Below are 26047 nucleotides of genomic sequence, written 5' to 3'. Positions count from 1 at the left end.
CGTTTGCTGCCCCGGGGTTCCCGCTATGGCGCAGTGGCGCGGCTGATCGCATGATGGCCGCTCACCGTTCCTAGGCTGTCGCGCGTGCCACCCCCAACCGCCCATACAGAGCCAGGCGCATCCCAGGGCCTGGGTTCGCGCCTCAACCGTATCTACCTCTGGTACACGCTGGGCTTTGCGGCCTTCGTGCTGGTGCTGGCCCTGCTGGAGCGCATCGGCCTGCCCAAGAGTTGGATAGGCTTCAGCTTTCTGGCGGCGACGGTGATCGTCTACGCCGGTATCGGCATCATCGGCCGTACCACCGATATCGACGAGTACTACGTCGCGGGTCGCCGCGTTCCGGCCTTCTACAACGGTCTTGCGGCAGGCGCCGATTGGATGAGCGCGGCCTCCTTCATCGGCATGGCCGGCACGCTCTACCTGAGCGGTTATGGCGGCCTGGCCTTTGTGATGGGGTGGACCGGCGGCTTCTGCCTGGTGGCCATCCTGATTGCGCCCTTCATGCGGCGCTTTGCCCAGTTCACCGTGCCGGACTTTCTCGGCGCCCGCTATGGTGGCGAGGCCGTGCGTCTGATCGGCGCCAGCGCGGCGGTGCTGATCTCGTTTGTGTATGTGGTGGCGCAGATTTACGGGATCGGCCTCATCACGGCGCGCCTGACCGGGCTGAGTTTTGAGCTTGGGGTTTTTGTCGGCCTGGGCGGTGTGCTGGTCTGCTCGTTTCTGGGCGGCATGCGAGCGGTGACCTGGACACAGGTGGCCCAGTACATCATCCTGATCGCCGCTTATCTGGTGCCGGTGGTCTGGCTGTCGATCAAGCAGACCGGTGTGCCGGTGCCGCAGGCAGTCTATGGCTACCAGCTGCAAAAACTCAGTGAGCGCGAGCGCGAGCTGATCCAGGATCCGGCCGAGTTGTCGGTGCGTCGCTATTACGCCGAGCATGCCAAGCTTTTGTCCGGCAAGCTTGAAGACGTTGCCGGCACGCTGGCGCGCGAACGCACCGAGGCCTCACGCCGGGTCGCGGCGCTGAAGCAGCAGGGCGCCTCGCTGGCCGAGATTCAGGCGGCCGAGAAGCGCCGCGCCGCGCTGCCCAAGACCGAAGCCGAGGCCAGCGAGCAATGGCAGCGTGGTCGTGCGGCTGATGAGCAGCGCGCCAAGCCGCTGGCCGGCATGCCGCCGCACGCGCTGCCCTTCAGTGGCGATCCCGAAGGCAGCGCCGCCGAGCGCGAGAGCTTTGATCTGTCGCGGCGCAACTTCCTTGCGCTGGTGTTCTGCCTGATGGTGGGCACGGCCGGGTTGCCGCACATCCTGACCCGCTACTACACGACACCATCGGTGGGTGAGGCGCGCCGCTCGGTCGCCTGGTCGCTGCTGTTCATTGGCCTGCTGTACTTCACCGCGCCTGCATTGGCCGTGATGGTCAAGTACGAGGTGTTCAACAGCCTGGTGGGCACGCCGATTGCCGAGTTGCCTAGCTGGATCGGGCAGTGGATGAAGGTCGACCCGGGCCTGTTGTCGATCAACGATGTCAATGGCGACGGCGTTCTGCAACTCGGTGAGCTGCAAATGGGCGGCGATATCGTCATGCTGCTGACGCCGGAGTTGGCGGGCCTGCCATACGTGGTTGCTGGCATGGTCGCGGCCGGCGGGCTGGCTGCCGCGCTGTCGACCGCCGATGGTCTGTTGTTGACGATCTCCAGCGCGCTGTCGCACGACATCTACTACAAGGTGCTCAACCCGCGAGCCAGCGCCACGCGCCGGGTGACGCTGTCCAAGGCGCTACTGCTGGCCACGGCGCTCAGCGCCGCCGCCTTCGCGGCGCAAAAGCCGGCCGACATCCTCTTCCTGGTGTCGGCCGCGTTCTCGCTGGCGGGGGCGACCTTTGTGCCCAGCCTGGTGCTCGGCGTGTTCTGGCAGCGGGCCAATCGCTGGGGCGCCATCGCTGGCATGCTGGGCGGCTTTGCCTTGACGCTGTTCTATATGGTGCAGGCTCACGACGGCCTGCGCCTGCTCTTTGGCGTGCCGGGGCCGGCCACGCTGTGGTGGGGCATACAGCCCATCTCGGCGGCGGTCTTTGGTTTGCCCTTCAGTGTGCTGCTCATCGTGCTGGTCAGCCTGCTGACGCCGGCGCCCGCGCAGGCCGTGCGCGAACTGCTGGCTGAGCTGCGTTCGCCGCCTCAGCCAGGCTGATCTCGCTGCCGGACCGAATGACGGTTTTGCGAAATCTCATCAGCGCGCTATAATCATTGGCTTTCCCTTGCCGGGCCCACAGGTATGACGCTTGGGTTCGGCTTCCACAAGCCGCGTTGGTTTGGAATTTCCCGGGCAAACAAGGCTTGGAATCCACAAGGAGTGTTTATGCGTCACTATGAGATCGTTCTGCTGATCCATCCGGATCAAAGCGAACAGGTTCCGGCCATGCTGGAGCGTTACAAGGGCCTGATCACCACTGGTGGTGGTGTGGTTCACCGTGTTGAAGATTGGGGCCGCCGTCAACTGGCTTACCTGATCCAGAAGCTGGCCAAGGCGCACTACCTGTGCCTGAACATCGAGTGCAGCAAGGAAGTCCTGGCTGAGCTGGAAACCGGTTTCCGCTTCAATGACGCCGTCCTGCGTCACATGACCGTTGTCAAGGCCAAGGCCGAGACCACCCCGTCAGTGATGATGAAGGCTGTGGAACGCGAGGAAGCCCGCAAGGCCCCTCAAGAAGCTTCTGCCTAATGTCGCTTCGCTGATGCGAGCGATCTGTTCTGTTTCTGCCCGGCACTTGTGAACCAACTGCTGCTGCAGGCCAGGATAGAGCAACTGGGCCTACTCAGATACACGCCCGCCGGATTGCCGGCCCTGGACATCGGCTTGAAGCACGAGTCCCAGGTTCTGGAAGCCGGCAGCCCCCGCAAGGTGCTGCTGGAAATGAAGGCGGTGGCGATTGGTGAGTTGGCCAAACGGATTCAGGCACTGGGTGTCGGTCACGAAAGCTGCTACGGCGGCTTCCTGGCAGCCCAGCGCAACGGCAGAGGAACTGTGTTCCACATCACCGAACTGAATGCGGTTGCCAAGCAAAGCACGGCGCAAGAGTTTCCATCCGGATTGAAAAGTTAAGAGGTCACAACATGCCCCCAGCACGTGGTAAAGGTCGGTTCTCCAAGGACCGCAAGCCCAAGCGCAATCAACAGTCGCTGCTGTTCCGCCGCAAGCGTTTCTGCCGCTTCACCGTCACCGGTGTCGAGCAGATCGACTACAAGGACATCGACACGCTGCGCGATTTCATCAGCGAAAACGGCAAGATCACGCCCGCTCGCCTGACCGGCACGCGCGCCTTCTTCCAGCGTCAGCTGACGGTCGCCATCAAGCGCGCTCGTTTCCTGGCCATGCTGCCCTACAGCGACCAGCACAAGGTCTGAGGAGTAAGCCAACATGCAAATCATCCTGCTTGAAAAGGTCGCGAACCTCGGCAACCTGGGCGACGTCGTCAAGGTCAAGGACGGCTACGCACGCAACTTCCTGATCCCGACCCGCCAGGCACGTCGTGCCACCGCGGCCGCGATCAAGGAATTCGAAGCCAAGCGCGCCGAACTGGAAAAGATCGCCGCTGAAAAGCTGGCCACCGCTCAAGCCCTGGGCGAAAGCCTGACCGGCAAGACCGTGCGCATCAGCCAGAAGGCTGGCGTTGACGGCCGCCTGTTCGGTTCCGTCACCAACGCTGACATCGCTGACGCCCTGAATAAGCTGGGCTTCACGACCGTGGCCAAGTCGCAAGTGCGTCTGCCGCTGGGTCCGCTGAAGGCCGTTGGCGAGTTCCCGGTGCACATTGCTGCACACACCGACGTGGTCGTTGAGATCAGCGTCCAGGTGGTGGCTGACGCCGAATAAGCGTTGCCCCCGCTGCCGCCTCCTCGTGGGGCTGGCACAAGAAAAGCCGACGACTCCCGCAGCCGTCGGCTTTTTGCATTCTGGGCCGCGGCTTATACAGCCCGGCCCCCAGGATTTCCACAAGCTTGTCCACAGGGGATGAGCGGCCCTCGGCCGTATAGTCAAGACCATGTCCGCGATCTTCAGCTCCACCCCCATGCCTGGCTCGCCGGGCACCGAGAAACGCGACGACGAAGTGGCGCGGCTGCGCGTGCCGCCGCATTCGATTGAGGCCGAGCAGAGTGTGCTCGGCGGCCTGTTGATCGACAACAGCGCCTGGGACCGCGCCGGCGACCTGCTGACCGACACCGACTTTTACCGCTACGAGCACAAGCAGATCTTTGCCTCGGTGGGCAAGCTGATCAATGCCGGCAAACCGGCCGACGTGGTGACGGTCTTTGAAGAGCTGACTTCGCTGGGCAAGGCCGATGAATGCGGTGGCCTGGCCTATCTGAACGCTTTGGCGCAGAGCGTGCCCAGCGCCGCCAATCTGCGCCGTTATGCCGAAATCGTTCGCGAGCGCGCCATCCTGCGCAAGCTGGTCAGCGCCAGCGATGAGATCGCGACCGCGGCCCTGGCACCGCAGGGCAGGGCGGTGACGCAGATTCTTGACGAGGCCGAAGGCAAGATCTTCCGCATCGGCGAAGAAGGTTCGCGCAGCCGTCAGGGTTTCCAGAGCATGGACAACCTGGTCGTGCAACTGATCGATCGCGTCAATGAGCTGGCCGAGAACGGCGCCGAGGATGTGACGGGCGTGCGCACCGGCTTCTTCGATCTGGACCGGATGACGGCCGGCCTGCAACCCGGCGATCTGATCGTGCTGGCCGCACGTCCCTCGATGGGCAAGACGGCGTTCGCGATCAATATCGGCGAAAACGTCGCCATCGATGAAGGCCTGCCGGTCGTCATCTACTCGATGGAAATGGGCGCGGCACAGCTGGCGCTGCGTATGGTGGGCTCCATCGGCCGCATTGACCAGGGCCATCTGCGTACCGGCCGCCTGACCGATGACGAATGGAGCCGGCTCTCCGAAGCGGTGGACAAGCTCGGCAAGGCCAGCATCTATATCGACGAGAGCCCAGGCCTGTCGCCCAGCGAGGTTCGAGCGCGGGCGCGCCGGCAGGCGCGGATCAGCGGCCAGCTCGGCCTGATCATCATCGACTACCTGCAGCTGATGAGCGGCAATGGTGGCAACGAGGAAAACCGTGCCACCGTCATTGGTGAAATTTCGCGGGGTTTGAAGGCCTTGGCCAAGGAGCTCAAGTGCCCGGTGATTGCGCTGTCGCAGCTGAATCGCTCGGTTGAAACCCGGCCGGACAAGCGCCCGATGATGTCTGACTTGCGCGAATCGGGCGCCATTGAGCAGGATGCCGACATCATCATGTTCATCTACCGCGATGAGTACTACACCAAGGAAGAGTGCAAGGAACCCGGTGTGGCCGAGATCATCATCGCCAAGCAGCGTAACGGCCCGGTCGGCACGGTGAAGCTGGCCTTCCAGCGCATGCACACCAAGTTCGAAAACCTGGCGCCCGGTTATAGCGGTGGTAGCGAATACTGAGTGAAGCCGGCGTCCGGCACCTGACGTTTCGTCCCGAGGGTCCTGTGATGCAGGGCCTTTTTCGTTTTGCTGGCGGCACGCCAAAGACTGTATGAAAATACAGTATGCGTGAACGCCTAGACCTCAATTCGCCGAACAGCGATTCGCCATCGACAGACACGGCGAGCGTGCCGATCGCACTGCCCATCCCGCAGTTCAAGGGGCGCGGCACCGGACAAAGGCTGGCCCATCGTTTTGAGCGGGATCAGCGCGAGGCCTTCGATGATGGCTGGGGCACGTTGGAACAGCGCGCTGTCGAGGAGCGGCTGGCGCCGCAAACGCAGATCATCGAGGAGCGAGCCCAACGCATACTCTCCAGCAACCAGTCACCTGACATCAGTTTCGAGCTGTCGATCAATCCCTACCGAGGCTGCGAGCATGGCTGTATCTACTGCTTTGCCCGGCCGACGCACAGCTATCTGAACCTGTCGCCAGGCCTGGACTTCGAGACCCGCATCATCGCCAAGGTCAACGCGGCCGAGCGGCTGCGTGCCGGCTTCATGAGCCCGGCCTATCAGCCCAAGCTGCTCTGCCTGGGGACGGCCACCGATGCCTATCAGCCCATTGAGCGCAAGCTGGGCATCACCCGAGCGCTGATCGAGGTGCTGGCCGAGTTCAAGCATCCCTTTTCCTTGATCACCAAATCGGCCGGCGTCGAACGTGACCTGGATCTGCTGGCGCCACTGGCGGCGCAGGGGCTGGTCGGCGTCTATGTGTCGATCACGACGCTGGACCCTGTGCTGGCGCGCATTCTGGAGCCCAGGGCGGCCTCTCCGCAGCGGCGCCTGCAAGCCATGCGCCGCCTGGCAGAGGCTGGCGTGCCGGTCGGCGTCAGCGTGTCGCCCTTGATCCCTTTCATCAACGAGCCCGAGCTGGAGCAGGTGCTGGAGGCGGCCGCCGAGGCCGGTGCGCGCGCCGCATTCAGCATCCCGCTGCGCCTGCCTTGGGAGGTGGCGCCGCTGTTCAAGGCCTGGCTGCAGCAGCACTATCCGGAGCGGGCCGAGCGGGTGATGGCCCGCTTGCATGAGATGCGGGGTGGGCGTGACAACGATCCTCGCTTCGGCAGCCGCATGCAGGGCGAGGGCATCTGGGCGCAGTTGCTGCAGCAGCGCAAGCGCAAGGCCTGCGCTCGACTGGGTCTGGACGGCCAGCGCCTGCCGCTGGATCTGAGCCAGTTTCGTCGTCTGGGCGAACAGCGTCAGGGCGAGCAGGCCAATCTGTTCTGAGCGGCGCTGCTTGCCTCAATGAGCCTTGCAGGGGCTCAGCAGATCCCAGTCGGGGCGATACAGCGAAGTGGCAACGCCGCTCAAGCCCAGCACCGTGTGAAACAGCTGATCATGGCTGAAGGGCTGGTCGATGCGCTGGGCGAGGCAGCCGGCTTGGAGCCTCAGCGCCGCGCTTGTGGCCGGCGGCAGCCAGAGCAGCAGCGGCACATGGGTCTGCTCGCGCGGCGCCACGGCATAGGGCATGCCATGCAGGAAGAGATTGTTCTCACCCAGGGATTCGCCATGATCTGACACATAGAGCATGGCCACCTGGTGCTGGCCCGACTGCTGTTTCAGCCAGTCGATCGCACCCGCCAGGATGCGATCGGTGTAGGCGATCGTGTTGTCGTAGGCATTGAGCACCTGCTCGCGCGGGCATTGCTGCAGTGCATTGGTGCGGCATTCGGGCTGGAAGGGCTTGGCGCCGCTCGGCGAGCGCTTGTAGTAGGCCGGGCCGTGGCTGCCCATTTGGTGCATCACCAGCACCGTGCCGCGGGCGCGTCGCTCGGCGGGCAGTGCCGCCAGCCGCTGGTCCAGGCCGTGCAGCAACGCTTCGTCCAGGCATTCCTCGGCATCGCACAGGCCGGCGGGCAATGCTGCCGCGGCGGGCGCCGGCTGGTTGGCCTGCGCATTGGGTACACGATCACACAAGCCCTTGCAGCCGGATTGGTTGTCCAACCAGAGCACGGCCAGCCCGGCGCGCTGCAAGACATCGAGCAGGTTCTCCTGGCTGCCCTTCAAGTCGAGAAAGGCATTGCGGCCCAGGTGCGAAAACATGCAAGGCAGCGAAGCGGCCGTGCTGGTGCCGCAGGAGCTGACCTGGCGGAAGCTGAGCAGATCGGTCTCTTGCTGCAACCGCGGATTGGTCGGCCTTGCATAGCCATTGAGCGAGAAATTGGCGGCGCGGGCGGTCTCGCCGACGACCAGCAACAGCAGCGGCGGCTTGGCATCGGCGCTGCGCGGCAAGAGCCGGGCATCGGCACCGACCACGGCGGGCGGACCATCGGGTTGGGCCTGCGATTCGTAGGCCACCACGCCCAATGACCAGTACGCGTTCAGCGGGCTGATCATGTAGCGCAGCTCCTTGTGGTCGCGCATCGTCGGCGCCAGTGTGGCAAAGCTGGCCATGCCCAGCGCCAGCACCACGCCCAGGCCCAGCACGGCGCCTGCTGCATTGAGCGCCAGCTGCCGCCAGCCGCCCAGCCGCCGGACAGGTGAGCGGTACAGCCACAGCGCCGGCAGCAGGCCCAGGATGAGCAGGCTGACCAGCAGGCGCAGGCTGAGCAGATCGCGGGCCTCGCGCACATCGGTCTGCACGATGTTGACCACCATGCTGGGGTCGACCACGATGCCATAGCTGCCCATGAAATGCGCCAGCGCGGCGGCACTGAAGAGGCTGAACACCATCAGCGGGCGCAGCAACCATGGCCAGGCCACGAGGCTGAAGACGGCGCCGTGCAGTGCCGTCACGATGCCCATGAAGGCCAGCACGAACAGACGGCCGGCGCTGTTGTCGAGCTCGGGCAGTTGTAGCAGTTGCTGCCACAGCGGCCAGTTGGCCAAAGTGCCGATCCACAGTGCCGTCAACCAGGCTAACACCAGCGGGGTGCGCATCAGGGAGTGGAGCTTGCCGAAGCGCGTCATGCCTTGCCATCTGAGCCGAGAAGGCCCGAATTGTGACGCAGAGCCGATGGTCCCTGTGTGTCGCGACGCTCAGGCGCGCAGTGCCAGACCGCCCGCCGAGCGGCGACGTAGTGCCGCGCCGTTTTGCGGCAGCACGTAGCGCTTTTGCAGCTCGTCGATCTGCTCGTTGAGTTGCTCGGCGTCGTCGATCTTTTCGCTGTGCCGCTTGAGCACGGCGCCGGCCATATCGATCAGCTTGGCATTGCGGGTATGGCCACCTTGCTGGATCAGCAGCTCGACGCCCACCCGGGCGCTGCCGCGCATCGCGTGGCGCATCGCCGTTTCGGCAATCTCGAAGATGCGCGCATGGCAGTTGCGCAGCTCGGCGCTGGCCACTTCATTGCTCTCGGCCATCGCAATCAACACCTCGGTGCTGGACTTGGAGGTGCAGTAGCGCAGTCCGATGCGGGTCAGCACGCCGTTCATCTCTTCAAGCTGAATCTCCTGGCCGCTCAAGCGCACCCAGAGGGCGACCAAGAGGCTGGCGGCCTCAAGGTCGAAGTTCTCCTGCTCGAGCTCATGGCCAAAGCTGCGTACCAGTTGCAGGGCATCGGCAACACGACGCTCGTAGAGCAGGCGCAAGCCCTGCATCACCGTGCTGAAGCGCTGCAGGCGGGTCGACTTCGGCGCTTTTTCCAGCTCGCGCAGCAAGGTCTCGTGGGTGGCCTTCAGGCCCTTGCCGTCTTTGATGTCGAAGCGGCACAGCGCGATCAGCACCAGCGTGAACATATCGAACAGCTTGGAGCGCAGGCCGTTGATGACGGTGCGCTCCAGCTGTTTGAGCGCCTCATCGCGCTCGCCAACATAAAAGGCCAGCGTGCCTGCGCGTTGCTGGCGCAGCAGGCAGCCCGGCGTCAGGTTGGTGGCGATGCGGTAGGTCTTCAGCGCCTCGCCGATCTCGCCCTGTTCCATCTGTACCCGGCCCATCACGTCATAGGAATCGGCGTGATCGGGCGTGTCTCCGATCAGCGATTCCAGCGTGCGCTTGGCGGCGACGACATTGCCCGAGGCCAGCTGGGTGCGAGCCACACCCAGGCGAGCCCAGGGCACGGTGCGGGCCTCGATGATCGCATCGTAGAGCGCCTTGGCATCGTCAAAGCGGTTCAGCCGCAGCAGGAGCTCGGCGCCGATCCGCGCCGCATACAGCCAGAACTGCCCGCGCGCTTCGAAACGCTTCATGCAATGGCCGGCGGCCAGCTCGAAGTTTTGCGCCTCGATGGCTTCGAAGATGTCCTTGAGCACGCGCTTGCGGTGGCGTGCACTGGCCAGGCGCTCGGCCAGCGAGGCACTGGTGTAGGGCTTGATCAGGTAGGCGTCCAGCGCCGCCTCGGCGGCCTCCGCCACCTTGGCATAGGTGGCCTCGCCGGTGACCATGATGAACACGGTCGAGTAGGGCATCAGCTGCTCGCGGCGCAGCTCGTCCAGCAGGTCCTGGCCGGACATCTCCGAACCATCGAAGTGATAGTCGCACAGGACGATGTCATAGGCTTTGTGCTCGAGGATGATGCGCGCATCCTTCACACGGGTGGCCTGGCGCACCGTGCCGACGCCCAGCTCGCGCAGCTGCGCCGCCATCAGGCTGCGTGAGGTCGCGTTGCTGTCGATGACCAGGGCGCTGGCGTCCTGGATATGGGCGTCTAGCATGTGCATGCCGGACTCCTGGCGCAAGACAAAGGCCAAGCCGCTGTCGCAGACAGCGAGCTGGCCTTGATGCTCTGACGTTTAGCTCTCACATCCTGCCTATCGGCGCGTTCACCCAGAACTTGAGCGTACGCTTTGATAAGCGAACGCAAGTGCTTATTTAAACAAATCTTTCACGCGATCTGTCCAACTCTTCGCATTTGGCGAGTGGCGTTCGCCACCGTCCTTGAAGGATTTGTCCAACTCCTTGAGCAGCTTGCGCTGATGCTCGGTCAGCTTGACCGGCGTCTCCACGCTGATGTGGCAGTAGAGGTCGCCGGGGTAGCTGGAACGGACACCCTTGATGCCCTTGCCGCGCAGGCGGAAGGTCTTGCCGTGCTGCGTGCCTTCGGGCAGTTCGATCTCGGCCTTGCCGCCCAGTGTCGGGACTTCGATGGTGCCGCCCAAGGCGGCCGTCGTCATGCCGACCGGCATCGTGCAGTGCAGATCGTCGCCATCGCGCTCGAAGATCTCGTGCTGCTTGATGCGGATCTCGATGTAGAGATCGCCCGCCGGGCCGCCATTCACACCGGGTTCGCCGTTGCCAGCCGAGCGGATGCGCATGCCTTCGTTGATGCCGGCGGGAATCTTGACTTCCAGCGTCTTGCTCTTTTTGATCTTGCCCTGGCCACTGCAGGCGGTGCAGGGGTCGGGGATGATCTTGCCGCTGCCATGGCAGTGCGGGCAGGTCTGCTGGATCGAGAAGAAGCCCTGGCGCATATGGACTGTGCCCGAGCCGCCGCAGGAGCCGCAGGTCTTGGCGCTGGTGCCGGGCTTGGCGCCGCTGCCGTGGCAGGTTTCGCAGCTTTCCCAGGACGGGATGCGGATCTGCGATTCCTTGCCGCGGGCCGCTTCTTCCAGCGTGATTTCCATCGCGTAGGACAGATCGCTGCCGCGGTAGACCTGCTGGCCGCCACCGCCGCGCCGGCCACCGCCGCCACCGCCAAAGATGTCGCCGAAGATGTCGCCAAAGGCCTCGGCGAAACCACCAAAGCCCTCGGCACCCGGGCCGCCACGGCCACCCATATTCGGGTCGACGCCGGCATGGCCGAACTGATCGTAGGCGGCGCGTTTTTGCGCGTCGCTGAGCATCTCGTAGGCCTCCTTGGCCTCCTTGAACTTCTCTTCGGCCTCCTTGGCGCCATCCCCCTGATTGCGGTCAGGGTGGAATTTCATGGCCAGCTTGCGGTAGGCCTTCTTGATGTCGTCTTCGCTGGCGTTCTTGGCGACACCAAGGATTTCGTAATAGTCACGCTTTGCCATCGCAGGGTCCCGGCGTTTGAAACAATTGCGCCGCGCTGAGCAACTCGGTGTGAACCTCGGGCTCCCGCGCGGCGGCGTAAAAGGGCAGCGGCCTTGCAGCCTGCCGCCCTCTCAGCAAGGCTTTACTTGCTGTCCTTGACTTCCTTGAACTCGGCGTCGACGACGTTGTCGTCGGCCGGCTTGGCCGAGGCGCCCGCGGCGTGCTCGTGGCCATGGCCTTGAGCGGCTTCTGCCTGGGCAGCGCCGGCAGCGGCTTGCGCGCCCTGGGCTTCGGCGTAGACCTTTTCACCGAGCTTCTGGCTGGCAGCCATCAGCGCTTCGTTCTTGGCCTCGATCGCGGCCTGGTCGTCGCCCTTGATGGCTTCTTCCAGCTCCTTGATGGCGGCTTCGATCTTGTCCTTCTCGCCGGCGTCGAGCTTGTCGCCATGCTCGGTCAGCGACTTGCGCACGCTGTGCACCAGGCCGTCGGCCTGGTTCTTGGCCTGCACCAGTTCGACCTTCTTCTTGTCCTCGGCCGCATTGGCTTCGGCGTCCTTGACCATCTTCTCGATCTCGGCTTCAGACAGGCCGGAGTTCGCCTTGATGGTGATCTTGTTTTCCTTGCCGGTGCCCTTGTCCTTGGCGCCAACGTGCAGGATGCCGTTGGCATCGATGTCGAAGGACACTTCGATCTGCGGCGTGCCACGCGGTGCCGGCGGGATGCCTTCCAGATTGAATTCGCCCAGGCTCTTGTTGCCCGAGGCCAGCTCACGTTCGCCCTGGTAGACCTTGATGGTCACGGCAGGCTGGTTGTCTTCGGCGGTCGAGAAGGTCTGGCTGAACTTGGTCGGGATAGTCGTGTTCTTCTTGATCATCTTGGTCATCACGCCGCCCAGGGTTTCAATGCCCAGCGACAGCGGGGTGACGTCCAGCAGCAGCACGTCCTTGCGGTCGCCACCCAGCACCTGGCCTTGAATGGCGGCGCCGACGGCCACGGCCTCATCGGGGTTGACGTCCTTGCGCGGCTCCTTGCCGAAGAACTCCTTGACCTTCTCCTGCACCTTGGGCATGCGGGTCATGCCGCCAACCAGGATGACGTCGTCGATCGCGCTGACGGCCACGCCCGCATCCTTGATCGCGGTGCGGCAGGGCGCGATGGTGCGCTCGATCAGCTCTTCCACCAGCGACTCCAGCTTGGCGCGGGTCAGCTTGATGTTCAGATGCTTCGGACCCGAGGCATCGGCGGTGATATAGGGCAGATTGACGTCGGTCTGCGAGGAGTTCGACAGCTCGATCTTGGCCTTTTCAGCGGCCTCCTTCAGGCGCTGCAGGGCCAGCACATCCTTGGTCAGGTCAACGCCTTGTTCTTTCTTGAACTCGGCAATGATGTAGTCAATGATGCGCTGGTCGAAGTCTTCACCGCCCAGGAAGGTGTCGCCGTTGGTCGACAGCACTTCGAACTGCATCTCGCCATCAACATCGGCAATTTCGATGATGGAGACGTCGAAGGTGCCGCCACCCAGGTCATAGACGGCGATCTTGCGGTCACCCTTGCCATGCTTGTCCAGACCGAAGGCCAGGGCCGCGGCGGTGGGCTCGTTGATGATGCGCTTGACGTCCAGACCGGCGATGCGGCCGGCGTCCTTGGTGGCCTGACGCTGGGCGTCGTTGAAGTAGGCCGGCACCGTGATCACGGCTTCGGTGACTTCTTCGCCGAGGTAGTCTTCGGCCGTCTTCTTCATCTTGCGCAGCACTTCTGCCGAGACTTGCGGCGGTGCGAACTTCTTGCCGCGCACTTCCACCCAGGCGTCGCCGTTGTCGGCGGCGGCGATGGTGTAAGGCATCAGGTCGATGTCCTTCTGCACTTCCTTTTCCGAGAACTTGCGGCCGATCAGGCGCTTCACCGCGTACAGCGTGTTCTTCGGGTTGGTAACCGACTGGCGCTTGGCCGAGGCGCCGACCAGGATTTCGCCATCTTCTTGGTAGGCAATGATGGACGGGGTGGTGCGAGCGCCTTCAGCGTTCTCGATCACACGCGTCGTGTTGCCTTCCATGACGGCCACGCACGAGTTCGTGGTGCCCAAGTCAATGCCGATGATCTTTCCCATGTTCTTGCTCCTGAATTCGCTGGAATGCTTCTGAATTGTGGATAAGTCGCCGTATTTCAAGGGACGGCGGACTGTGAATTACTTTGGTGCGGCCACCGTGATCAGCGCCGGGCGCAGCACGCGCTCGGCAATCGAGTAGCCCTTTTGCAGCACGGCCACGACGGTGTTGGCCTCCTGCTCGGCGGGCACCATCGAGATCGCCTGGTGCTGGTGCGGATCGAACTTGGCGCCGGCCGGCGGGTTGATCTCGTTCACCTTGTTGCGCTCCAGCGCGGCGGCCAGTTGGCGACGCGTGGCGTGCACGCCTTCGAGCACCTGTTCGACCTTGGCGTCGGGGCGGGCGATGGCGGCCTCCATGCTGTCCATCACCGGCAGCATCGCCTCGGCAAAGCCTTCGACGGCAAACTTGCGCGCCTTGGACATTTCCTCTTCGCTGCGGCGGCGGATGTTTTCGACCTCGGCCTTGGCGCGCAGATAGGCGTCAGACATTTCGGCCAGTCGTGCTTCCAGCTCAGCCAGCTTGGCTTCCGGCGTGCTCGCCGGGGCATCGGTGGCCGCGCTGGCGCTGCTGGCGGCGTGGGTGTCGGCGGCAGCAGCGGCCTGGGATTCCTGGGACATGTTGTTCTCGGTCGTCATGTGCTTTGCAAGTGCTGGCCCCCGAGTTGCTACAGGCTTTTCGGGTAACCGCGTCCATATGGGGCCAGAGCCCGGACGTTCAAGAGGGGGATTTTCGCATCCAATGCGGGAAAAACCCGCAGGCCGGTGCGCGATTCAATCCAGCTGGGCGCTCCAGCGGTCCCAGTCGCTGAGGCGGCGCCTGTCCTGCTTGGTCGGGCGGCCCTGGGTGATGCTTTGAGCCGGCTCGGGTGCCAGGCGGCGGGCCTCGGCGGCGCGTTCGCGGGCGGCGATGCTGTCCGCCGTTTCTTCGTAAAGTGCCTGGGCTTGGGGCGCAGGGCCGCGCACATGGCTGAGCCCGCGCACGATCACTTCCCGCTCAATCACGCCCTGACGGAAACGCAGGCAGTCGCCAAGTTTCAACTCGCGCGAGGCCTTGGCCGGCTGGCCATTGACGCTGACTCGGCCCTTGCCGATTTCTTCGGCGGCGATGGAGCGTGTCTTGTAGAAGCGTGCCGCCCACAGCCATTTGTCCAGGCGCAGGCCGCGTTCGGCCAAATCGGCAGGCTTGCTCACGCCGTGGCTCCCGCCGCCCGCGCGCGCTCGGCCTGTGCGCGCAGGGCGCTGTCGTCGGGCGCGCTTTGTGTAGGCCATCCCAGCAGATGGCGCTCGGCAATGCTGCACAGCGCCAGCATGCCTTCGGCGCTGTCGTTCAGGCAGGGGATGTAGCGGAATTCGCTGCCACCGGCGTCGAGAAATGCCTGCTGGGCCTCTTGGGCAATTTCTTCCAGCGTCTCCAGGCAGTCGGCACTGAAGCCTGGGCAGACCACATCGACCCGGCGCGTACCACTGGCCGCCAGCTGTTTGAGCGTGGGTTCGGTATAGGGTTCCAGCCACTTGGCTTTGCCGAAGCGGCTTTGGAAGGTCACCAGGTATTGATCCTTGCCCAGGCCCAGGGCTTCGGCCAGCATGCGGCCGGTCTTCAGGCACTCGCAGTGATAGGGGTCGCCGAGTTGCAGCGTGCGCGCCGGCAAGCCGTGAAAGCTCATCACCAGCTTCTCGCCGCGGCCATGCTGCTTCCAGTGCTTGAGCACGCTTTCAGCAAGTGCTGCGATAAAGACCGACTCGTCGTGATAGCGGTTGATGAAGCGCAACTCGGGCAGATGGCGGGTCTTCAAGGCCCAACGGGCGACGTCGTCGACCACGCTGGCTGTGGTGGCGCCGGAATACTGCGGGTAGGCCGGAAAGACGAGGATGCGGGTCGCACCGGCGGCTCGCAAGGCGTCCAGCTGGCTGGCGATCGAGGGATTGCCGTAGCGCATCGCATGGCGCACTTCCAGGCGATGGCCGCGCTCGCCCAGCATGCCTTGCAAGAGCTTGGTCTGGCGCTCGGTCCAGACCTTCAATGGCGAGCCTTCCTTCATCCACACGCTGGCGTATTTGGCGGCCGACTTGGCCGGACGCACGCGCAGGATGATGCCGTGCAGGATCAGCATCCAGACCAGCCGTGGAATCTCGACGACGCGGGGATCGCTGAGGAACTGCGCCAGATAGCGGCGCAGTGCGGCGGCCGTAGGGGCCTCGGGCGTGCCCAGATTGCAGAACAGCAGTGCCGTCTTGGGCGCGCTGCCGTGGCGGTAGGGAGCTTCGGATTTGAATGTCATGTCAGCCACGTGAGCGCGATTGGCCCAGGGGAAGCGGTTCGGTATCGGCAAAGTGCAGCACTTCGAAGCGCACCGTTGGCGCACTCAGGTCGGTGGGCGAGCTGCCCAGGCCGATCGAGCCGCTGCCATGCAATGTGCAGGAGCCGCGGCGCAGGCTGACGATTTCGCCGTCATTGCCGAAGCGCACAAAGGTGCCGTTGTAGCTGAGGTCGGTCAGTGAGAAGCTGCCGCCATGCCAGTCGATGCGGGCGTGCGAGCGGGAAACGCGCCCATCGGTGATGCAGTAGGTGGCCTGGGTGCTGCGACCCAGCACGATGGGCATGCTGCCGATGTCAAAAACGCGATCCAGGTCCAGCCAGACCAGCCGGATGCCGTCCGGCTCGACGGCCTGGATGATGTCGCCAAACTGCGTGGCCGCCACGTCACCCACCTGCGGCTTGTCCAGGACGTACACATGAACCGGCTCGGCACGGCCGCGCACCGCGATCAGGTCCAGGCTGCGAAAGCGCGATTTCATCGCCGAGCCCAGGCCGAGCAGCACTTCCTTGGTGATCAGCGTCTCGTTGTCGCCCGCATGGTTGAGCAGCCGGGCGGCGACGTTGACCGCATCGCCAAAACAGTCGCCACTCATCTCGACGATTTCGCCATGCGCCAGCGCCACCTGCATGCGCAAGGCGCTGAGACCCTGCGAGGCGCCATGCTGCTTGCCGCGTGAGACCACGCGCTCCAGCAGTTCGTGCATGCGCACGCTGGAGCGTACGCCATCGGCGGCGTTGTCAAACACGGCCATCAGGCCATCGCCGAGGGTCTTGACCAGCTTGCCGCCGCATTCGTCAACGGCCTGGGCGATCAGGCTGACCGTGTGGGTGACCACCGACGTGGCCTCGGCATTGCCCAGGGTCTCAAACAACGCCGTGCTGCCGCGCAAATCGGCAAAGAGGACGGAGCGTTCCCGAATCTGGGTCATGGGCGGCGGGTCAATCGGTCTGTGACGAAAGTCTCAGTGTAGCCGGGCAGGGTGACGAGTCGTTGTCGTGCAAATACGAAGCGCGCGACGCTGGTGCTTGCCATGAAAAAGGGCCGGACGGGGGTCCGGCCCTTTTGGGCGGTGCGCAGGCGTCTTGAGGCACTCGGCGGCCTTTTTGCCCAATCAGAGATTGTCCAAATAAGTCCGCAACTTGTGCCTGCGGCGCAAACTGCGTCGCCGCTGTGCGGCATCTTGCGGTGCATAAGCACAGCAGGACACGCCCCTGTCCAAGCTTTACAGATTGTCCAAGTACGTACGCAGCTTGTCCGAACGACTGGGGTGCTTGAGCTTGCGGATGGCCTTTGCTTCGATCTGGCGGATGCGCTCGCGGGTGACGTCGAACTGCTTGCCGACTTCTTCCAGCGTGTGGTCGGTGCTCATCTCGATGCCGAAGCGCATGCGCAGCACCTTGGCTTCGCGCGGGGTCAGGGAGTCGAGGATGTCCTTCACCACATCGCGCAGGCCGGCTTGCATCGCTGCTTCGATCGGCGCGGTGTTGTTGGTGTCCTCGATGAAGTCGCCCAGGTGGCTGTCGTCATCATCGCCGATCGGCGTTTCCATCGAGATCGGCTCTTTGGCGATCTTCATGATCTTGCGGATCTTGTCCTCGGGGATCTCCATCTTCTCGGCCAGGGTCGGGGCATCCGGCTCGAAGCCGAATTCCTGCAAATGCTGGCGCGAGATGCGGTTCATCTTGTTGATCGTTTCGATCATATGAACCGGGATGCGGATGGTGCGGGCCTGGTCGGCGATCGAGCGGGTGATGGCCTGACGGATCCACCAGGTCGCATAGGTCGAGAACTTGTAGCCGCGACGGTATTCGAACTTGTCCACCGCTTTCATCAGGCCAATATTGCCTTCCTGGATCAGATCGAGGAACTGCAGGCCGCGGTTGGTGTACTTCTTGGCAATCGAGATCACGAGACGCAAGTTCGCCTCGATCATTTCCTTCTTGGCATCGCGCGAGGCCTTTTCGCCCTCGTTCATCCGCTTGTTGATTTCCTTCAGGTCATCAAGCGGCACGACGGCGCGGGCCTGGATGTCGATCAGCTTTTGCTGCAGCTCCTGCACCGGCGGCAGATTGCGGCTCAGCACGGCGGCGTAGGGCTTGCCCGTGGCGATTTCCTTTTCGGCCCATTGCAGGTTCAGTGCATTGGGCGGGAACACCTTGATGAAGTGCTCCTGTGGCATGCCGCACTTGTCGACGACGATCTTGCGCAGCTCGCGCTCGTAGCGGCGCACATCATCGACCTGCGAGCGCAGGATGTCGCACAGGCGTTCAATCGTCTTGACGGTGAAGCGGATGGTCATCAGCTCGGCGCTGATGGCCTGCTGAGCCTTGTTGTAGGAGGCCGACTTGTAGCCGTCCTTCTCGAAGGCCTTGCGCATCTTGTCGAAGTTGGTCGACAGATTGTCGAACTTGACCAGGGCGGCGTTCTTCAGCTCTTCGAGCTTCTTGGTCAGCGCCTTGGAGCCGCCATTGCCGTCGTCGTCGTCTTCCTCGTCGAATTCGTCGAAGTCTTCTTCGGCCACGTAGTCGTCGGCCTCATCGTCAGAGACGAAACCGTCCACCGACTCGGAGATCTGCATCTCGCCGGCGCGGATCTTGGCCGCCATCGACAGGATTTCGGCAATCGTCGTCGGCGAGGCCGAGATGGCCAGCATCATCGCCTGCAGGCCGCCTTCGATGCGCTTGGCGATTTCGATTTCGCCTTCGCGGGTCAGCAGTTCGACGGTGCCCATTTCGCGCATATACATGCGCACCGGGTCGGTCGTGCGGCCGAACTCGGAGTCAACGGTGGACAGGGCAGCCTCTGCGGCTTCCTCGGCTTCTTCCTCGGTCGCAGTCGGCGAGGTGCTGCCCTGGATCAGCAGCGTGGCGGCATCAGGTGCCTGCTCGTAGACGGCAATGCCCATGTCGTTCAACATGGACACGATGGCCTCGAGGATTTCCTCGTTGATCAGCTTTTCGGGCAGGTGGTCGTTGATTTCCTGATGGGTCAGGAAACCACGGGTCTTGCCCATCTTGATCAGGGTCTTCAGCTCCTGACGGCGCTTGGCGACTTCTTCCTCGGTCAGCGCGGTCTCGTCCAGACCGAACTCACGCATCAGCGCGCGCTCCTTGGCGCGACTGACCTTCATGCGCAGCGGCTTGGCCTTGGGCTTGTCTTCGGCGACCTCCTCGGTCTCCGCCTCGGCCTCGGGCTCGCCTTCGAGCTCCGCTTCAAGGTCGGAGAAATCTTCTTCCTCGACCTCAGCCTTGGCCTTGCCGGCGGGCTTCTTGGTTTCGGTGGCTGCCTTGGGCTTGCGACCGCGCTTGGGCTTGGCGTCGTCGTCGCTGGCCGACGGCGCGGCGGCTGCCTTGCTGGCTTTGCTGGCCTTGGCGGCCGGCTTCTTGATTTCTTCAGCCATGTCTTCAGCCTTGGTGGCGGCAGCCTTGGGCGCGGTCTTCTTGGCAGTCATGCAGATCCTCGGACGAGTTGGGGGGGCGCAATGCAGTCGGCCACCTGGGTGCTCAGCATCAAATATTTTTTTGATGCGATCAACTCAGGCGGCAAAAACAGGGCCTTGCCCGACGAAGCGATGCGAACACCGCTTCGAACTGACAAGGCTTTGCGCGTGCAAGGCTAGCGTGAACGTTTGAGAGTGCAGCCCTTGGCGGATAAAGGTGGCCTGATACCTCAGTGGGTGCCCAGGATCAGTGGGTGGCCGGGTCCGGAAGTGGTTGCCGTCACTCTTGACGCGCGAAAACCCTTAATTATCGGCGAATATTACGGGCAGGTCAAAGATGACGTGAAATAGGTGAATACCCCGGGGCCCCGTTGGGGGCTGCAGGCGCGCTGGACCGGCAGCGCTGCGCTCAGGCGCTCTTCAGCTCGATGATCTGCTGGCGCAGCGCCTTGAGCCGCTCCAGCGTGTCGGCTTGAATGGCACCGCTGGCGATGGCCTGGCTTTCCTTCTCGAGCCGGGCAATCCACAGCTTTTTGAGGATCTGGCGCAGGTCGTCGACGACCAGATCGTCGGCCGCGCTCTCATCCAGGCGCCCACCGCAAACGCGCAGCGCCTGCTCGTAGCGCCCCTGTTCCTGCAGATCGGCCTGCAGCACCGACCAAGCGCTGGCGCCGTGATTGACCAGAAAGCGCTCCAGCCAGGCCACCATCTCACCATGTTCGCCGGGCAGCTCGTGCAGCAGCTGATGATCCTGGTCGCTGAGCTGGTCCCACCAACTGCTTTGCAGCAGCAGCATGCGCAGGGCGTGATCCATCGGCGAGGCCGGTTGGTGGCGCGGCATGCCAATGGTTTCGTCGAGCTCGCGGCGCTTGCGTTCCTTCCAGTCGAGCTTGAAATCGCCGCTTCCCTTGCCGCCCGCACTGCTGCTCGATTTGCCCTGCCACTTCTGACCCTGGCTGTCCTTGCGGCTCGCATACGGGCTGCGCGCGGCAGCTGGGCCGCTGTCCGTCATCGGCTCGAAATGCTCAAAGCCTTCTGGGCCGCCGTAATCGGCATCGTGGCCCGGATGCTCTGGGGGTGGGCCGAAATCGTCGAAGGGGTCTGCGGCGGCGCTGGCGCCGGCAAAGTCCTGCATGCTGGCGCTGCCTTGCTGGCGGCGTTCACCACCCCGCACGGGCCGCGCACCGCGTGTCGTCGTGGCGCCTTGCCAGAGACCCAGCAATTCCTGATCAGGCAGCTGCGCCAGCTTGGCCAATTCACCCAGCAGCTGGCGCTGCAGCAGGCCTTGCGGCAGCGCTGCCCAGAGTGGCTTGGCATTGGCGAGCATGCGGGCCCGGCCCTCGGCGCTGCTCATGTCCAAGCCCTCGGTGCAAACCGCCAGCAACTGCCGCGACAAGGGCAGGGCCGCTTCAACGCAGCGCTCGAAGGCCTCGGCGCCGAGGTCGCGCACATAGGAGTCGGGATCGTGCTCAGGCGGCAGGAACAGGAACTTGATGCTGCGCGTGTCGGTCGCGTGGGGCAGGGCGGCCTCCAGCGCGCGGCCGGCGGCACGGCGGCCGGCCGCGTCACCATCAAAGCTGAAGATCACCGATTCGGTGAAACGGAACAGCTTTTGCACATGCTCGGCCGTGCAGGCCGTGCCCAGCGTGGCCACCGCATTGTTGAAGCCGTGCTGGGCCAGGGCGACCACGTCCATATAGCCCTCGACGACCAGCGCATAGCCGCGCTGGCGCAGGCCCTGTCGGCCCTCGAACAGGCCATAGAGCTCGCGGCCCTTGCTGAACACCGGGGTCTCCGGCGAGTTCAGGTACTTGGGTTCGCCCTTGTCCAGGATGCGGCCGCCAAAGCCGATCACCTCGCCCTGGACATTACGGATCGGGAACATGATGCGATCGCGGAAGCGGTCATACCTTTTGACCTCTCGACCAGCGGGTACGCCGTTCGATCCCCCGAGGGGATGCGGGCCGGCTTGGGGCGGCCCGGCGCTCGGCCCGCTGCGTTTGGGTTCCCCACCGTCGTCACCCGAAACAATCACCAGGCCTGATTCGACCAGCAAGGGATCGTCGTAGGACGGGAAGGCGCTGGCGAGGGCGCGCCAGCCCTCTGGCGCATAGCCGAGGCCGAACTGGGCTGCGATACGCCCGGTCAGGCCGCGGCGCTTCAGGTAGTCGATCGCTCGTGGGTTCTGTTTCAGCTGGTTCTTGTAGTGTTCGCCGGCGCGGGCCAGTACCTCGGTCAGCGTCGCCTGGCGCACCTTCTGGGCCTGGGCGCGCTCACGCTCCTCGGGGCTGCGCTCGTCTTCGGGCACCTTCATGCCCATCTGCTGGGCCAGATCTTCGACCGCTTCGACAAAGCCGGCCCCGGTGTGCTCCATCAGGAAGCCGATGGCATTGCCGTGCACACCACAGCCAAAGCAGTGGTAGGTCTGGCGTGTCGGGCTGACGATGAAGCTGGGGCTTTTTTCGCCGTGGAAGGGGCAGAGGCCCTTGTGGTTGATGCCGGCTTTCTTGAGCTCGACATGGCGGCCGACGACATCGACGATGTCGACGCGGGCAAGCAGATCTTGGATAAAGCCGGGAGGAATCACCGCGTCAGTCTAGCGTGCCGGTGCGGGGCAGCTCGACACGACCACCAAAACTCGGGGCGGCCTCGAAGGCCTTGACCCAGTCAGACACCTGGGCCGCCGGCATGGCCATGGCGATGCCATTGCCTTGGCCGATATGGCAGCCCAGGGCGAGCAAGGCCTCGGCATGGGCGGCCGATTCCACCCCTTCGGCGACCACCTCGCAGCCGAAGGTGCGGGCCAGGCCCAGCACGCCTTCGACCAGTGCATGGTCCTGGTTGTCGATCAACATGTTCTGCACAAAGGAGCGGTCGATCTTCAGCGTGTCGACCGGCAGGCGCTTCAGATAGGTCAGCGTTGAATAGCCGGTGCCGAAATCGTCGAGCGCGAAGCTGACGCCCAGACCCTTGCAACGCTGGATCAGCGCATGGGTGGCATCGATATCGGCCAGCGCGGCGGACTCGAGCACTTCCAGCATCAGATGGCTGGCGACGGCGGCCTCGTGGCGGGCCAGCAGTTCCTTCAGGCGCAGCGCAAAGTCCTCGGCCTGCAGATGCCGGGCCGCCACGTTGACGGAGATATTCAGGTCCAGACCGAGTGCGAGCCACTGCGAGCACTGGCGCATGGCCTGCTCAAACACCCAGTCACCGACCTGCACGCCCAGGCCGGTCTGCTCGATCAGCGGCAGGAAGGTGCCGGGGCCGAGCACGCCGCGCTCTGGATGGTGCCAGCGCAGCAGCGCTTCCATGCCCAGCACCTTGCCGCTGCGCATATCGACCTTGGGCTGGTAGTAGAGCAGCAGCTCGCCGGAGTCCAGTGCCTGCTGCATGCGGCCCATGGCCAGCACCCGCTGCTCGTTGCGCAGGCGCTTCTCGGTGTCGAAGAACTCGTAGGTATCGCGGCCCGAGCGTTTGACGCGATACAGCGCGTGGGCCGCATGCCGCATCAGCGTTTCGGCGCCGGAGGCATCCTGCGGGAACAAGGTGGCACCAATGCTGCCAGTCAGGTTCAGTGGCGCTTGTTGATCGTCAAGGTAGAAGGGCGCGCGCAGCACAGTGAGGAAGCGTTCGACCGCTTGGCGTGCCTCCTCCAGGCTGTGGCAGCGCAGCAGCAGGGCGAAGCCATCGCCACCCAGGCGAGCCACCTCGTCTGACCATTGCGACGCGTTGCGCAGGCTGCTGCGCAGACGCTCTGCCACCTCGACCAGCACGCGATCCGCCTCAGCCTCGCCCAGGCCCTGGTTGATGCGCTTGAATTGGTCGAGGTCCAGATGGCAGAGGCAGAGCATGAAGCCCTCGCGCTCGGATTGCCGGCAGGCGCTCTTCAGGCGCAGCATGAATTCGCTGCGATTGAGCAGGCCGGTCTTGAGGTCGTAGCGGGTCTGACGCTCGATCAGCTCGCGCTGCTGCAGCTCGATGCTGCGGTCGCTGACTGCCAGCACGTGATAGCGCGCCGAGCCCTCGGCTTCAGGCACGACAGACACCGTCAGCTGCACACGGCGCTGGGTGTGCTGTGCGCCAAGCAAGGTGACGAGGCCCTGCCAGTGGCCGCGCTCCTCCAGCAGTTCGCGCACATCCTGGGGGTCATGGCCCGACAGCCTGAGCACGTAAATGTCCAGCGGCGCTGCTGGCTTGCCAATCAGGGCCTCGCGTTCCATGCCCATCAGCTCGCAGTAGCTCGGATTGGCATCAAGCACCTGGTGCTGGGCATCGGTGATCAGCAAGCCCTCATGCAAATGCTGGAACAGGCTGTTGGCCAGGCGCTGCTGCTCGCGAGCCTGGCGCTGCAGGCTGGTGTCGGTCAGGCAGCTGAGCCAATGGCCGACGCGACCGTGAAGATCGCGAGAGCGCACCTGCAAGCGCAGCTCGAAGGGCAGCCATTGGGCATCTTCGCTGCGCAACCGGATCTGGTCCTGCCATTCCTCGCTGCCCTGCTGCAGTTGCTCCAGTGCTTGCAGCACGCGTTGATGGTCGTTGGGGTGCAGGCGATCCAGCCAATCGTCGGCATGGGCCGTTGAACCCATGCTGTGGCCCATCAGCAGCATCCAGCCTGGCGAACGGTAGTTGCGGCCCGGCTCGGTGTGCCATTCGGCAAAGGCGGCCCCGGTGGCGGCCATGCTGCGCCGCCAGTTCTCGCTTTGCAGTTGCAGTTCGCCCTGGGTGCCATGGGTCAGCAGCACGACCAGGGGCATGGCGCTGCACCAGATCCACAGCAGCAGCTGCCCCTGCTCGCCGGCAAAGACAGGTGCCAGGCCCTGGCGGGCCAGCAACAGTGGCGCGATGGCCATGCCCAGCGCGGTCAGTGCAGCGGGCCCGAGCGGGCAGCGCAGGGCCAGCCAGCCCAGCAGCAAGGGGGGCAGCAGCAGCAGCGGCGCGCCGGCCAGCGGCAGCCTGGCGCCCGCCAAGCTCAGGCCCAAGGCGGTAAGCATCAGCAGCAGATTGCCGGGCTGCCAAGCACCACCGGCAGCCAGACGATGAGCGCGCCAGTCGGCCAGCCAGCAGGGCGCGAGCAGCAGGGTGCCCGCCGCGGCGGCGGCCCAGCATTGCAGTGCCTGGGTGAGGAACTGGCGGTCCAACTGGGCCAGCAGCGAGCCTTGAGCCAGCGATTCGGCCAGAACCAGGCTCAGCGCATGGGCGCCACCGCCGAGCACGGCACCCGGCAGCAGCAAGGCCAGCACATCGGCGCGAAAACGCAGGCTGCGACTGCGCCCCAAGGTCAGCCAGGCGGCATAGCTGATGCTGGCGCCGCTCAAGGCGGCGATGGCCGAGCTCAGCGCATGAACTTGATTCTGCCCTTGCAACAGCGAAGCCGCCGCCGCAGCCAGAGCCAGGCCGAGCAGCATGGACCAACCCCAGCGCACCAGGCTGCCCAGAGCAAGCCCGGCAAATGGCCAGACCAAGGCGGGCATGCCGCTTTGAAGGCTGAGCCCGGGCGTCAGCGCCAGCAGTGCAGTGCCAGCTGCGGCGGTCAGCAGCAATGGCAGCAGCAGCGTGAGTACCGGGTGCCTGGCGGGGCCGGGTGTGCGGTCGTTGGCGAACAGGGAGAGCAAGGGGCGGGCAGGGCAAAGTGGCCGAGAAGGCGGACGGTCGGTGATGCTAGCAGCGCCGCTGCCGACAGGCGGCGATCCGCCCCCTGCGAATGGGCGGGCTCATAAACCCCGAGCCACAATTCGCACGACAAATATCCGAGGCGCTGCGCCGGGCGCCATTGCGGCGAAATTGCGGCGAAATTGCTGCCCGCACAAACTGCTGCGCAATAAAAAATGCTGCCCGGAGGCAGCATTCATTCAGCAGTCAGGAAAAAGGGCGACCTATCTATCGTGCTGTCGACCCGGCAAAGATCGGGCGAAAACCTGGCCGCGCTTGGACACTCATCCAGGCGAGATCAGCGGCTGCTCAAACGTGGAAGTCTTCCAGCTTGGCGCCGGCGCCAATGGCCGCCTTCAGCCATTTGGGTTGCAGGCCGCGGCCACTCCAGGTTTCGCCTGTAGCCTGGTTGCGATACTTGACGGCAACCTTGGAAGCCTTTTGAACCTTGGGCTGGCGCGAGCTCAGATCAGCAATCGTCAGGCTGTATTCAGCCATCAGCGCCTTGATCTTGTTGATAACTTCGCTGCGCTCCTTGTCCTGCGTTTCTGCAATCTGTTGATCCAGAGCGGCCCGTTGGGCAAGCAGGTCTTTGAGTGATGCCATCTGTGCAAATCCTCGCGTTGGTTTCCAGGCAGATCACAAACCACCTAGGCGAGTTGATTATAGGCACAGGGTTTCAAATGTTGCTAGCGGCCACTGTCGCGCAAATGTGAATTGTTTGGGTATTCACCAGTCGGCCAATTGAAACTAGAGCGCGTGGCCAGAGCCATATCGCAAGGCCGTGCTTTCTATTGCCGGCCTTGCTAAGCCCTCAGCGTGTGGCTTCAGGCGCTGGGCGGCACATAACCGGCCGGCTGTTCGGCGCCGGCGCCAAAGAAGAATTGCTCCATCTGCCGCGCCAGATACTGGCGGGCGCGCTGGTCGGCCAGATTCAGGCGGTTTTCATTGACGAGCATGGTCTGGTGCTTCATCCAGGCCGCCCAGGCTTCCTTGCAAACATTCTCGTAAATCCGCTTGCCCAGCTCGCCGGGATAGGGCGCGAAATCCAGGCCTTCGCCTTCTTTCTTCAGATAAACACATTGGACGCTGCGAGCCATATCAACCTCTTGAATTCGCGCTAGTGATGAATGCTGCGCACTCTAGCGCAGCTC

20 protein-coding genes are annotated in these 26047 nt (G+C 64.1%); 7 read left to right on the top strand and 13 right to left on the bottom strand.

Annotated features, from left to right (window positions below; genetic code table 11):
* Nucleotides 1-84 precede the first annotated feature (84 nt).
* From RQP53_RS04230 to RQP53_RS04200, 7 genes are all read left to right on the top strand, one after another.
* Nucleotides 85-2187 carry a VC_2705 family sodium/solute symporter gene (locus RQP53_RS04230; RefSeq protein WP_315648832.1) on the top strand — a complete coding sequence of 701 codons (2103 nt, stop codon included), beginning with the start codon at nucleotides 85-87 and terminating at the stop codon, nucleotides 2185-2187.
* 168 nt (nucleotides 2188-2355) lie between these two features.
* Entirely contained in the window at nucleotides 2356-2718 is a 363-nt protein-coding gene (gene rpsF / locus RQP53_RS04225; protein ID WP_315649195.1) for a 30S ribosomal protein S6, read from the top strand.
* A 48-nt stretch (nucleotides 2719-2766) separates the two neighbouring features.
* Complete coding sequence (priB, locus tag RQP53_RS04220) at nucleotides 2767-3099, top strand: primosomal replication protein N (protein ID WP_315648830.1); 333 nt, start codon at nucleotides 2767-2769, stop codon at nucleotides 3097-3099.
* An 11-nt stretch (nucleotides 3100-3110) separates the two neighbouring features.
* Entirely contained in the window at nucleotides 3111-3401 is a 291-nt protein-coding gene (gene rpsR, locus RQP53_RS04215) for a 30S ribosomal protein S18 (protein WP_285232880.1), read from the top strand.
* Between the two features lie 13 nt (nucleotides 3402-3414).
* Nucleotides 3415-3870, top strand: a complete 456-nt coding sequence (gene rplI / locus RQP53_RS04210; protein ID WP_315648827.1) for a 50S ribosomal protein L9 — start codon at nucleotides 3415-3417, stop codon at nucleotides 3868-3870.
* Nucleotides 3871-4039: 169 nt separating this feature from the next.
* Nucleotides 4040-5470 carry a replicative DNA helicase gene (gene dnaB / locus RQP53_RS04205; protein WP_315648826.1) on the top strand — a complete coding sequence of 477 codons (1431 nt, stop codon included), beginning with the start codon at nucleotides 4040-4042 and terminating at the stop codon, nucleotides 5468-5470.
* Between the two features lie 104 nt (nucleotides 5471-5574).
* Nucleotides 5575-6735, top strand: a complete 1161-nt coding sequence (locus RQP53_RS04200; protein WP_434064048.1) for a PA0069 family radical SAM protein — start codon at nucleotides 5575-5577, stop codon at nucleotides 6733-6735.
* Nucleotides 6736-6750: 15 nt separating this feature from the next.
* On the opposite strand, the gene RQP53_RS04195 is transcribed toward RQP53_RS04200, so the two are convergent.
* The 13 genes from RQP53_RS04195 to RQP53_RS04135 all read right to left on the bottom strand — a co-directional run bounded on the left by RQP53_RS04195 (nucleotide 6751) and on the right by RQP53_RS04135 (nucleotide 25993).
* Nucleotides 6751-8388, bottom strand: coding sequence for a phosphoethanolamine transferase (locus RQP53_RS04195; RefSeq protein WP_315648824.1), 1638 nt, complete (start codon nucleotides 8386-8388; stop codon nucleotides 6751-6753).
* Between the two features lie 99 nt (nucleotides 8389-8487).
* The gene (locus tag RQP53_RS04190; protein ID WP_315648822.1) at nucleotides 8488-10107 is read right to left on the bottom strand and encodes a response regulator; all 1620 of its coding nucleotides are present in this window, start codon (nucleotides 10105-10107) and stop codon (nucleotides 8488-8490) included.
* A 147-nt stretch (nucleotides 10108-10254) separates the two neighbouring features.
* A complete protein-coding gene (gene dnaJ, locus RQP53_RS04185; RefSeq protein WP_315648821.1) occupies nucleotides 10255-11400 on the bottom strand; it encodes a molecular chaperone DnaJ in 1146 nt (381 codons plus the stop codon).
* Nucleotides 11401-11522: 122 nt separating this feature from the next.
* Entirely contained in the window at nucleotides 11523-13487 is a 1965-nt protein-coding gene (dnaK, locus tag RQP53_RS04180; RefSeq protein ID WP_315648819.1) for a molecular chaperone DnaK, read from the bottom strand.
* Nucleotides 13488-13565: 78 nt separating this feature from the next.
* A complete protein-coding gene (gene grpE, locus RQP53_RS04175) occupies nucleotides 13566-14105 on the bottom strand; it encodes a nucleotide exchange factor GrpE (protein ID WP_315648818.1) in 540 nt (179 codons plus the stop codon).
* 153 nt (nucleotides 14106-14258) lie between these two features.
* Nucleotides 14259-14678, bottom strand: a complete 420-nt coding sequence (locus RQP53_RS04170; protein ID WP_315648816.1) for an RNA-binding S4 domain-containing protein — start codon at nucleotides 14676-14678, stop codon at nucleotides 14259-14261.
* On the bottom strand, nucleotides 14675-15766 hold the full coding sequence (gene hemH, locus RQP53_RS04165) for a ferrochelatase (RefSeq protein WP_315648815.1): 1092 nt from the start codon (nucleotides 15764-15766) through the stop codon (nucleotides 14675-14677). Before hemH ends, RQP53_RS04170 begins: the two co-directional genes overlap by 4 nt.
* Nucleotide 15767: 1 nt before the next feature.
* Entirely contained in the window at nucleotides 15768-16733 is a 966-nt protein-coding gene (locus RQP53_RS04160; RefSeq protein WP_315648814.1) for an adenylate/guanylate cyclase domain-containing protein, read from the bottom strand.
* Between the two features lie 294 nt (nucleotides 16734-17027).
* Nucleotides 17028-19256 (bottom strand): RNA polymerase sigma factor RpoD, encoded by a 2229-nt coding sequence (gene rpoD, locus RQP53_RS04155; protein ID WP_315648812.1) that lies wholly within the window; start codon nucleotides 19254-19256, stop codon nucleotides 17028-17030.
* A gap of 397 nt (nucleotides 19257-19653) precedes the next feature.
* Nucleotides 19654-21831, bottom strand: a complete 2178-nt coding sequence (locus tag RQP53_RS04150) for a DNA primase (protein WP_315648811.1) — start codon at nucleotides 21829-21831, stop codon at nucleotides 19654-19656.
* Nucleotides 21832-21835: 4 nt separating this feature from the next.
* On the bottom strand, nucleotides 21836-24856 hold the full coding sequence (locus RQP53_RS04145; RefSeq protein WP_315648809.1) for an EAL domain-containing protein: 3021 nt from the start codon (nucleotides 24854-24856) through the stop codon (nucleotides 21836-21838).
* Nucleotides 24857-25202: 346 nt separating this feature from the next.
* Nucleotides 25203-25499, bottom strand: a complete 297-nt coding sequence (locus tag RQP53_RS04140; protein ID WP_315648808.1) for an H-NS histone family protein — start codon at nucleotides 25497-25499, stop codon at nucleotides 25203-25205.
* 221 nt (nucleotides 25500-25720) lie between these two features.
* Nucleotides 25721-25993 carry an oxidative damage protection protein gene (locus RQP53_RS04135; RefSeq protein ID WP_315648807.1) on the bottom strand — a complete coding sequence of 91 codons (273 nt, stop codon included), beginning with the start codon at nucleotides 25991-25993 and terminating at the stop codon, nucleotides 25721-25723.
* Nucleotides 25994-26047: the final 54 nt, after the last annotated feature.

The sequence above is a fragment of the Roseateles aquae genome, from assembly GCF_032337115.1.
In the GTDB taxonomy this organism is placed as follows: Bacteria; Pseudomonadota; Gammaproteobacteria; order Burkholderiales; family Burkholderiaceae_C; genus Roseateles_C; species Roseateles_C aquae.
Note: the sequence above shows the minus strand (reverse complement) of the source record. Positions and strands in the feature narration are given on the sequence as shown.

What these genes read in the sequence shown, in the direction of transcription:
- rpsF (WP_315649195.1), top strand. Translation starts at nt 2,356, where the DNA reads ATGCGTCACTATGAGATCGTTCTGCTGATCCATCCGGATCAAAGCGAA.
- rpsR (WP_285232880.1), top strand. Translation starts at nt 3,111, where the DNA reads ATGCCCCCAGCACGTGGTAAAGGTCGGTTCTCCAAGGACCGCAAGCCC.
- rplI (WP_315648827.1), top strand. Translation starts at nt 3,415, where the DNA reads ATGCAAATCATCCTGCTTGAAAAGGTCGCGAACCTCGGCAACCTGGGC.
- dnaB (WP_315648826.1), top strand. Translation starts at nt 4,040, where the DNA reads ATGTCCGCGATCTTCAGCTCCACCCCCATGCCTGGCTCGCCGGGCACC.
- RQP53_RS04200 (WP_434064048.1), top strand. Translation starts at nt 5,575, where the DNA reads ATGCGTGAACGCCTAGACCTCAATTCGCCGAACAGCGATTCGCCATCG.
- RQP53_RS04195 (WP_315648824.1), bottom strand. Translation starts at nt 8,388, where the DNA reads ATGCGCACCCCGCTGGTGTTAGCCTGGTTGACGGCACTGTGGATCGGC.
- RQP53_RS04190 (WP_315648822.1), bottom strand. Translation starts at nt 10,107, where the DNA reads ATGCACATGCTAGACGCCCATATCCAGGACGCCAGCGCCCTGGTCATC.
- dnaJ (WP_315648821.1), bottom strand. Translation starts at nt 11,400, where the DNA reads ATGGCAAAGCGTGACTATTACGAAATCCTTGGTGTCGCCAAGAACGCC.
- dnaK (WP_315648819.1), bottom strand. Translation starts at nt 13,487, where the DNA reads ATGGGAAAGATCATCGGCATTGACTTGGGCACCACGAACTCGTGCGTG.
- grpE (WP_315648818.1), bottom strand. Translation starts at nt 14,105, where the DNA reads ATGTCCCAGGAATCCCAGGCCGCTGCTGCCGCCGACACCCACGCCGCC.
- hemH (WP_315648815.1), bottom strand. Translation starts at nt 15,766, where the DNA reads ATGACATTCAAATCCGAAGCTCCCTACCGCCACGGCAGCGCGCCCAAG.
- RQP53_RS04160 (WP_315648814.1), bottom strand. Translation starts at nt 16,733, where the DNA reads ATGACCCAGATTCGGGAACGCTCCGTCCTCTTTGCCGATTTGCGCGGC.
- rpoD (WP_315648812.1), bottom strand. Translation starts at nt 19,256, where the DNA reads ATGACTGCCAAGAAGACCGCGCCCAAGGCTGCCGCCACCAAGGCTGAA.
- RQP53_RS04140 (WP_315648808.1), bottom strand. Translation starts at nt 25,499, where the DNA reads ATGGCATCACTCAAAGACCTGCTTGCCCAACGGGCCGCTCTGGATCAA.
- RQP53_RS04135 (WP_315648807.1), bottom strand. Translation starts at nt 25,993, where the DNA reads ATGGCTCGCAGCGTCCAATGTGTTTATCTGAAGAAAGAAGGCGAAGGC.